Here is a 7381-nt window from a genome sequence, read left to right as displayed (position 1 = left end):
TGGATAACCATGGCGTTATGCTTCCTCCAGGTTTTGCGTGAGCCAGTCGTTCAATATCTGGCGGGTTCGGAACAAAGGATAGCTCCTTTTTGGAATATAATCACATGGTACCCGACATGCACATGATCCCGGTTGATCGAACCTGCATAGATGATCATTTCCTTGCTACGCGCTATCTCTCGAAGCAATTCCCGGCATCGTAACCCAACATCACCACCCAAAATCGGATAACGGTACTTCGTCACCCAGACCAGGTGGTACTTGCAATCCCATATCGTGTGGCCACCGTGCTTGTAATTCTGCATGGCATCAAGCTTACCATTCCAACCCTGCCGCCTAAAGGCGTGGGATTTACGGATCCCCTATCGGGGACTTTAAATCCGGCAGGCGCCTAGGTAACTGCTGTTTCCCCGTCCTGCCCTTGCGGCGCAGTTTCCGGTGCTTCCGTCTCTTCACCTTCCGCCACCCAGTCCATGAAGATGACATAGGCAAGCGCCAGCAATACCGCACCCACGAACAGTCCTACCAGACCACCGCTCACCATGCCGCCGAGAGCGCCAATGAGAATAACGGGCATGGGCGCATCCACCCCTCTGCCCAGCATCAACGGTTTGAGCACATTGTCTGCCATACCTGCGATCAGCAGATAGATACTGAAGAATACATTGCTCATGGTAGCGTCGGGGTTTGCCCACCAGAGATAGCCGATAACCGGCAGGGAAATGACCGCCGCGGGCAACTGGGCGATGCCGAACACCAGTACCACCATGGCCAGCAGACCCGCCGCAGGTACCCCGGCCCATGCGAATCCCACGCCCAGCAGCAGGGCCTGGATCAGGGCCACACCGATAACCCCCATGGATACAGAACGGATAGTGACGGTGGACAGCACGAACAGCTGATCACCTTTTTCCGGGCCACCGAAGCGACGCAGTATTCTCCACATCACCCGGCTGCCGGATTCCCCGAATGCCATCATGATACCGGCAATGACCATGGAGAACAGAAACTGGAGCAAACCTCCCGCGACACCGGCCACTGTGCCCAGCATGATTTTCAGGGACTTTTCTATCAGTGGCCGGATCTGCTTCATCAGCGCGCTCCTGTCGCTGGCGGCCATCTCCCAGGCCTTGTAGACCTTTGGGCCGATCAGCGGCCATTCAGCTACAGAAGGCGGCGGTGGCTTGAGCAGCACAGTCCTGCCCTTGAACGAGGTATAGCTCTTTTCGGCAAATTCGACTGCCGACCCACCCAGCAGTGTAGCAGGCACACCGATGATCAGAATACCCGTCAGCACCAGCAGCGTAGCTGTCTTGCCCTGACCGAGCGAAAAGCGCCCGACAAGTTTCTGGTGTATGGGATACAGGGTGACAGCGAGAACAAGCCCCCACAGCAGAATGCCGAGAAAGGGGCTGACGATCTTCACACTGGCGTAAACCAGGAACCCGATCAACCCGATACGGATCACCAGGTCGATGAATTCCTTCGACAAAGTGTTTTTTATCAGAGTGTCGTTCGATGTCATGGCGCTGTTCCCCTTTGATCAGGTCGGTTTGGCATGTCTGTTTCAGCACGCCGGTGATTCAGGATACGCCAGCATTTCCCGAAGATTGGCAACAGTTCAGCCCGGCGGCCAGTTCATTGGCCTCCCCCCGAGCATATGCATGTGAATATGAAACACGGTCTGCCCCGCACCTGCATTGCAGTTGAACACGGTGCGATAGCCTTCCTGGGCAATCCCTTCCTGCTCGGCCACGGTTTTCGCAACCAGTGACATTTTCCCGATCAGTTCGGCATCTTCCTGCTGCAGATCATTCAGGGTGGCTATGTGACGTCTGGGTATGATCAGCACATGAACAGGCGCCTGGGGATTGAGATCCCTGAACACCAGAACATCTTCGTCTTCATAAATGATATCGGCAGGAATTTCCCCTGCGGCGATCTTGCAAAAAATACAGTCTGTCATGCTCTTCTCTCCCGGCCAGTTCAAAAATATCCCACCTTACGCCGCCCCACGAAAGCGTGTGCCAGTGTGCCCCCGTCCACGTACTCCAGTTCACCACCCAACGGAACGCCGTGAGCGATGCGTGTTGCTTGAATGCCCTTTTCGGCAGCCATATCACTGATGTACTGGGCTGTCGCCTCACCTTCCACGGTGGGATTGGTGGCGAGAATCAGTTCTTCCACCCTGCCCTCAGCCAGGATGCCGGCCAGCTGATCCAGGCCGATCTCCCGAGGGCCTATGCCATCCAGGGGCGAAAGCCTGCCACCGAGCACGAAATAGCGTCCGCGATAGTCGGTCGCCTGTTCGATGGCCATGACATCGGCAGGCGTTTCCACCACACAGAGCTGCGTATCGTTACGCTGGTCATTGGCGCACAAACCGCAGAGCTCATCTTCCGTCAGCGTCCGGCAGCGGCGGCAATGGCCGATCTCTTCCACCGCCTGCAGCAATACACCGGACAGTTGACGGCCACCTTCCCTGTCCCGCTCCAGCAAGTGAAATGCCATGCGCTGGGCTGTTTTCGGTCCCACGCCGGGCAGACAGCAGAAGCTGTCTATCAGTCGCTGCAGCAGGGGTTTGTCCGACATGTCAGAACGGCAGTTTCATGCCCGGCGGCAGTGACAGGCCGGAGGTCAGGCCGCTCATCTGGTCCTTGGTCTTTTCCTCGATACGGTGTACCGCATCGTTGCACGCAGCCGCCACCAGGTCCTCCAGCATTTCCTTGTCGTCACCGACCAGGGAATCATCAATCTCCACCCGGCGCACTTCGTGGCGGCCGTTCATGGTGACCTTGACCAGACCACCACCAGACTCGCCGGTAATCTCTGCCTTGGCCAGTTCTTCCTGGGCTTTCTGCATGTCGGCCTGGATCTTCTGTGCCTGTTTCATCAGGTTGCCTAAACCACCTTTCATGATATCTCCTGTTTGGGTTTTGGTTTGCGGTCCGTTTGGCGCTGGGCCGGAACGGTGATACCGCAACTTTATGGGTAGCTCGAACAGTTCGTGATAGCTATCTTCGCACAACAAGAATTACTGATCATTGAGTTTGATACTGTCTACCAGCAGTTCGCCGTCGAAATCCTCTTCCAGGGTTTTGACTACCGGGTCTTCGCGCATGGCGTTTACCGCTACGGACTGCTTCTCCTGAAGCCGCCGTTCTGCGACCTGAGCGGGTGTTTCCTCGACAGTCTCGGCCACTTCGATCTTCATCTGGATGGACCGGCCCAGATAACTCTCCAGTGCTTCCTGCAATTTCTGACGGGGCATGGCGCCGGCGAGGGCGCCACCGGTCGGATTGAGCGTGAGCAGCAACAGGTCATCCTGCCAGGATTTCACGGTGCAATGCGCTGCCAGCTGGGAAGAGATTCCTCCCAGACCCAGTCTGGGCAAAACCTGATGCCAGTCTGTCAGATCGGGGGTTTCCTTTCCCTGAGGGCGGGATTCCGACACCTGGCGCGGCGGCTCATCCTGACCCGCTGCAACTGCGCTTTTCACGCCGGACGGGGGCGTGTTCTGTGCCGGTGCCGGTCTGGGGCCAGCGGAAGCCGCACTCGGTTGGGTTCGGGACACCGGTACCCTGGCCGGTTCCGGTTCCCCTGTTGCGGGGCGAAAGGCCAGCATGCGCAGCAGGATCATCTCGAAACCGCTGCGGGGATCGGGTGCAAGATACAGGTCCCGCTGTCCCCGCAAGGCAATTTCGTAGAAAAGCTGCACATCTTCCGGACCCATACCGGCCGCCAGATCTTTCACCGGGGATAGATCACTCCAGCTGGGATCGGCCGCTTCAGGCGATGCCTGGTAGAGGGCGATGCGATGCAAGAGCAGCAGCAGATCCTTCAGCAATGCGGCAAAATCCGGTGACTGCTGGGCGGCAGCGGAAATCTGTTCCAGTACGGCTGCGGCATCCTCATTGATGACGCTGCGCAGCAGTTGTGGCAACTGATCCTGCGCTACCACGCCGAGCATGGCCTTGACTTCCTCTTCCCTGACCTGTCCGCCACCGAAAGCGATCGCCTGATCCAGAATACTCAGGCCATCACGCATACTGCCGTCGGCCACTCTGGCCAGCAGATCGAGGGCGCTGGCATCGGCATCCACGCCTTCTGCCTTCAGCACATGCTCGAACTGGCCGCGAATCTGCTCCAGAGGCAAACGCTTGAGGTTCATCTGCAGGCAGCGGGAAAGCACCGTGACGGGTACTTTCTGGGGATCCGTTGTCGCCAGCAGAAACTTCACATGGGGCGGCGGCTCTTCCAGGGTCTTGAGCAGTGCATTGAAACTGGAATTGGAGAACATGTGCACCTCGTCGATGAGGTACACCTTGTAGCGGCCGCGTATGGGCGCAAAAGGTACGTTTTCCAACAGCTCCAGGGTCTGGTCCACCTTGGTGCGGGATGCGGCATCCACCTCCAGCAGGTCGGCAAAACGCCCCTCGTCCACTTCACGGCAAATGCTGCATTCTCCACAGGGAGTGGAGCTGACGCCTTTCTCGCAATTCAGGGATTTGGCAAGGATACGCGCCAGTGTGGTCTTGCCCACACCACGGGTGCCGGTAAACAGGTAGGCATGGTGCAGACGGTCATTGTCCAGGGCGTTGCTCAGGGCGCGCACCACATGTTCCTGCCCGACCATTTCTTCAAAGGTCTTGGGCCGCCATTTACGCGCTAATACCTGATAGGACATAGAAATTTCATGAATATGGTGGCAACCGTACCAGCCACACCCCGGCACACACTGTCACCGCTGCGGCTGCTCCCTTCCGGGCCTGACCGGGTTCACGGCTGAATGTTGCGAGGGGACCGATACGGCCGCCATAAACTTTTTTCCGAATCTTGCACAATCCGGATTTATGGTCCCGGAAACCTTCCCGGGTGAGCGGTGGATTATGACTGATTTAGGCGGCTTTAGCCATGTTTTCCGGCACCGGATTTACGGTCGGCTATCACGCGGTCACGACCGGCCGCCTTCGCCTTGTACAGCGCCTTGTCCGCCGCATCCAGCAATGCCCCCCTTGAGCCGCCTCGTGCGGGCTGCGCCCTGGCTACCCCAAAACTGGCTGTCACCCTGTGCTCTTCTCCCCGGTCAATTTTCATTTTCCGAACAGACTCACGGATGGTCTCCGCAATATCAATGGCCAGATCCAGATCACCTTTGAGCAGCAGGGCAAATTCTTCACCCCCGATACGCATGGGCCTGCCCCGGACCTTCTGCTCTTCGCACACATTCAGCAGCACCAGGGCGAGGCTCTTGAGCACTTCGTCACCCTGGGGATGCCCATAGGTGTCGTTGTACTCCTTGAAGTGATCCACATCCATCAGTATCAGGCAAACAGGCGCCTCGGTGGTTTCTGCCACCTGCCATGTCTGATCGAAATCCAGGTCGAACTGGCGCCGGTTGCCAATACCTGTCAGGGAATCCGTGTAGGAGTATTCATGCAGTTCCCGGTTCGAGGCCTTGAGCCTTTCCAGCAGTGCATCATTGGCAAACTGAAGCCGTATGGAGCGCTCGATCATATCTGCATATTTTTTGGAGTAGAACAGATTCAGCATCAGAAACAATGCCATCATCAGCCCGATCAGGGTATAGAAATCGTTCTCCACGGCCAGCAGTCCGCCCATCAGGGGCAGGAATTCAGGAATCGCGAACAGGGGGAAATTAGGAAAATAATAGGAATGGGATCCCAGCGATCCTGCCACGAGCCCTCCCAGCACGATCACCAGAAGTGCAAAACCATAGGCATTCTCCGGATCGAAAAACAGAATGCCTGCACTGCCCCAGATGCAACCCGATATGAAAGACCCGAGAAGCAGTGTGTTCCTCAAGAGGTGATCAGCTTCCGGCCGCTCCGGCAACCGGGAAAAATAGGACGCAAGACCCAGCCGTGCAGTAATCACAGCGACCAGCAGACTCAGCCAGACCAGGATAGCAGTATGATCCGCCGTATTCCAGAAACCCCAGGCCAGCAGTACGGCGATCAGAAGGCTTCCCGGCAACACCACCGGCAAGTGGTTGGACAGCAGCCGATACTGCTCCCGCCTTACCCGCTGATCCAGCACCGGGCTCAAGCCCGTGTTTCCATCCATTTCTGTGCTCAAATCAGGTTGCATTCCATAACATCCATCGGCTTTCCCGGGATTTCAATTCCGCTTGAAACGGGTACTTTGGCGAATTGCATCAGCGTTCTGTTGGCACAAAAAGCCAAGTTTTCTTTTGCCTTTATACCACAGATATGATGAAAATAGCTGTTTCGGAAAAATACGCGGCTGCGGCTGAGCAGGGACTCAGGATTTCGCGAACAGCCGCGCCACGTTTTCCATGGTGTATTCGATTACCGGCCGCATACGTTTGACGCAGCGTTCACCTTCCGAAATTGCCTCTTCGGCCCGGTGGAATTCGAGCAGGCCGATCTGCGCCAGCCGGGGTTCCAGAAGGATGTCCGGTGGGTCGCCCGCCATGCGGCTGCGGGTGATCCTGTCCTGTGTAATATTGACAGAGCTGGCCAGGACATCGAACATCCCCGGCCAAGCGTGTCTTCGGCCTCGTGATAGATTTTGGGACATCCCAGTCCCCAAAATCGACTCGGCCTTTGACAACCTATTTGTTCCCCAGCCGTCCTGGTCACCAAGCACTACGCAACAACTTCGCAAGCTCGTTGCTGCTCCGTACTTGCCTCCCAATGACTGGACGCCGCGTTCGGAGGCCTACTTTGTTTTCCCTCTGGCGCAAGGCACGCCGGGAAAACAGTGCGGCCTCGCGGCTACTGGGGTCTACCAGCCTTCGCTTCGCTCTCCATGGCTGGCAGCGGGGGAGTCTTCCCGGTTGCCGGGAAAAAGGTTGGAAGAGTAGTTGCGGATGGTGCCCAGGATGCCGTCGAACGCACCGCCTTCCGCAGCCAGATCGGCCTTGCGCGATGACAGATGCTTGCCCAGGATATCCGCATTGAGATTGACCGCGATGACCACATCGGCACCCAGCGCATGGCAAAGAGACACGGGCACGGGATTCACCAGCCCCCCGTCCACCAGCCAGCGGCCGTTATAGCGTACGGGGGCGAACAGGCCCGGCAACGCGATGGAGGCCATGACAGAAGAAAGCACATTTCCCTTGGTAAACCAGATTTCCCGGCCGTTGCCCAGGTCGGTGGCCACGTTGCCATAGGCGCTCGCCATACTCTCGATCTGTGATTCCTCACTCACCACATGTTCGTGAAGGAAGGCCCGCAGCCGCTGCGCATCGATGAAGCCTTTCATTCCCCAGCCGTAACTACTCACCCCTATCAGCATAGAGCTGTCCCGAAAAGGCCATTTGAATGGCGACCAGCGGATTGTATCCCTGATTTGCCATGGTCTGCAGGTAACTGGAGATGCGGCAATAGGC

The 7381-nt window shown here is 57.3% G+C and carries 10 protein-coding genes and 1 other RNA gene; 1 reads left to right on the top strand and 10 read right to left on the bottom strand.

Annotated elements, in window-relative coordinates; translation table 11 throughout:
- Positions 1 to 50: 50 nt before the first annotated feature.
- From tnpA to ACOCD2_RS09130, 9 genes are all read right to left on the bottom strand, one after another.
- Positions 51 to 305, bottom strand: a complete 255-nt coding sequence (gene tnpA / locus ACOCD2_RS09170; protein WP_293646974.1) for an IS200/IS605 family transposase — start codon at positions 303 to 305, stop codon at positions 51 to 53.
- Between the two features lie 86 nt (positions 306 to 391).
- A complete protein-coding gene (locus ACOCD2_RS09165; RefSeq protein ID WP_293646976.1) occupies positions 392 to 1525 on the bottom strand; it encodes an AI-2E family transporter in 1134 nt (377 codons plus the stop codon).
- 96 nt (positions 1526 to 1621) lie between these two features.
- Entirely contained in the window at positions 1622 to 1966 is a 345-nt protein-coding gene (locus ACOCD2_RS09160) for a histidine triad nucleotide-binding protein (protein WP_293646978.1), read from the bottom strand.
- Positions 1967 to 1986: 20 nt separating this feature from the next.
- The gene (gene recR / locus ACOCD2_RS09155; RefSeq protein ID WP_293646980.1) at positions 1987 to 2592 is read right to left on the bottom strand and encodes a recombination mediator RecR; all 606 of its coding nucleotides are present in this window, start codon (positions 2590 to 2592) and stop codon (positions 1987 to 1989) included.
- A 1-nt stretch (position 2593) separates the two neighbouring features.
- Positions 2594 to 2920, bottom strand: a complete 327-nt coding sequence (locus tag ACOCD2_RS09150; protein ID WP_293646986.1) for a YbaB/EbfC family nucleoid-associated protein — start codon at positions 2918 to 2920, stop codon at positions 2594 to 2596.
- A gap of 114 nt (positions 2921 to 3034) precedes the next feature.
- Positions 3035 to 4687, bottom strand: coding sequence for a DNA polymerase III subunit gamma/tau (dnaX, locus tag ACOCD2_RS09145; protein WP_293646982.1), 1653 nt, complete (start codon positions 4685 to 4687; stop codon positions 3035 to 3037).
- 25 nt (positions 4688 to 4712) lie between these two features.
- Positions 4713 to 4809, bottom strand: an RNA gene (gene ffs / locus ACOCD2_RS09140) — signal recognition particle sRNA small type.
- 99 nt (positions 4810 to 4908) lie between these two features.
- Positions 4909 to 6099: a sensor domain-containing diguanylate cyclase gene (locus ACOCD2_RS09135; RefSeq protein WP_293646984.1), complete on the bottom strand. Its 1191-nt coding sequence runs from the start codon at positions 6097 to 6099 to the stop codon at positions 4909 to 4911.
- 186 nt (positions 6100 to 6285) lie between these two features.
- Positions 6286 to 6459: a hypothetical protein gene (locus tag ACOCD2_RS09130; RefSeq protein WP_305800257.1), complete on the bottom strand. Its 174-nt coding sequence runs from the start codon at positions 6457 to 6459 to the stop codon at positions 6286 to 6288.
- On the opposite strand from ACOCD2_RS09130, the gene ACOCD2_RS09125 reads away from it, so the two are divergent.
- The gene (locus ACOCD2_RS09125) at positions 6458 to 6850 is read left to right on the top strand and encodes a hypothetical protein (RefSeq protein ID WP_293646988.1); all 393 of its coding nucleotides are present in this window, start codon (positions 6458 to 6460) and stop codon (positions 6848 to 6850) included. The genes ACOCD2_RS09130 and ACOCD2_RS09125 overlap by 2 nt on opposite strands.
- On the opposite strand, the gene ACOCD2_RS09120 is transcribed toward ACOCD2_RS09125, so the two are convergent.
- On the bottom strand, positions 6772 to 7287 hold the full coding sequence (locus ACOCD2_RS09120) for a patatin-like phospholipase family protein (protein WP_294053636.1): 516 nt from the start codon (positions 7285 to 7287) through the stop codon (positions 6772 to 6774). The genes ACOCD2_RS09125 and ACOCD2_RS09120 overlap by 79 nt on opposite strands.
- Positions 7288 to 7381 lie beyond the last annotated feature (94 nt).

The organism is Thiolapillus sp., assembly GCF_048562965.1.
In the GTDB taxonomy this organism is placed as follows: domain Bacteria; phylum Pseudomonadota; class Gammaproteobacteria; order Chromatiales; family Chromatiaceae; genus Thiolapillus; species Thiolapillus brandeum_A.
The sequence above is the reverse complement of the archived record's forward strand: the minus strand, read 5'-3'. Positions and strand labels throughout refer to the sequence as shown.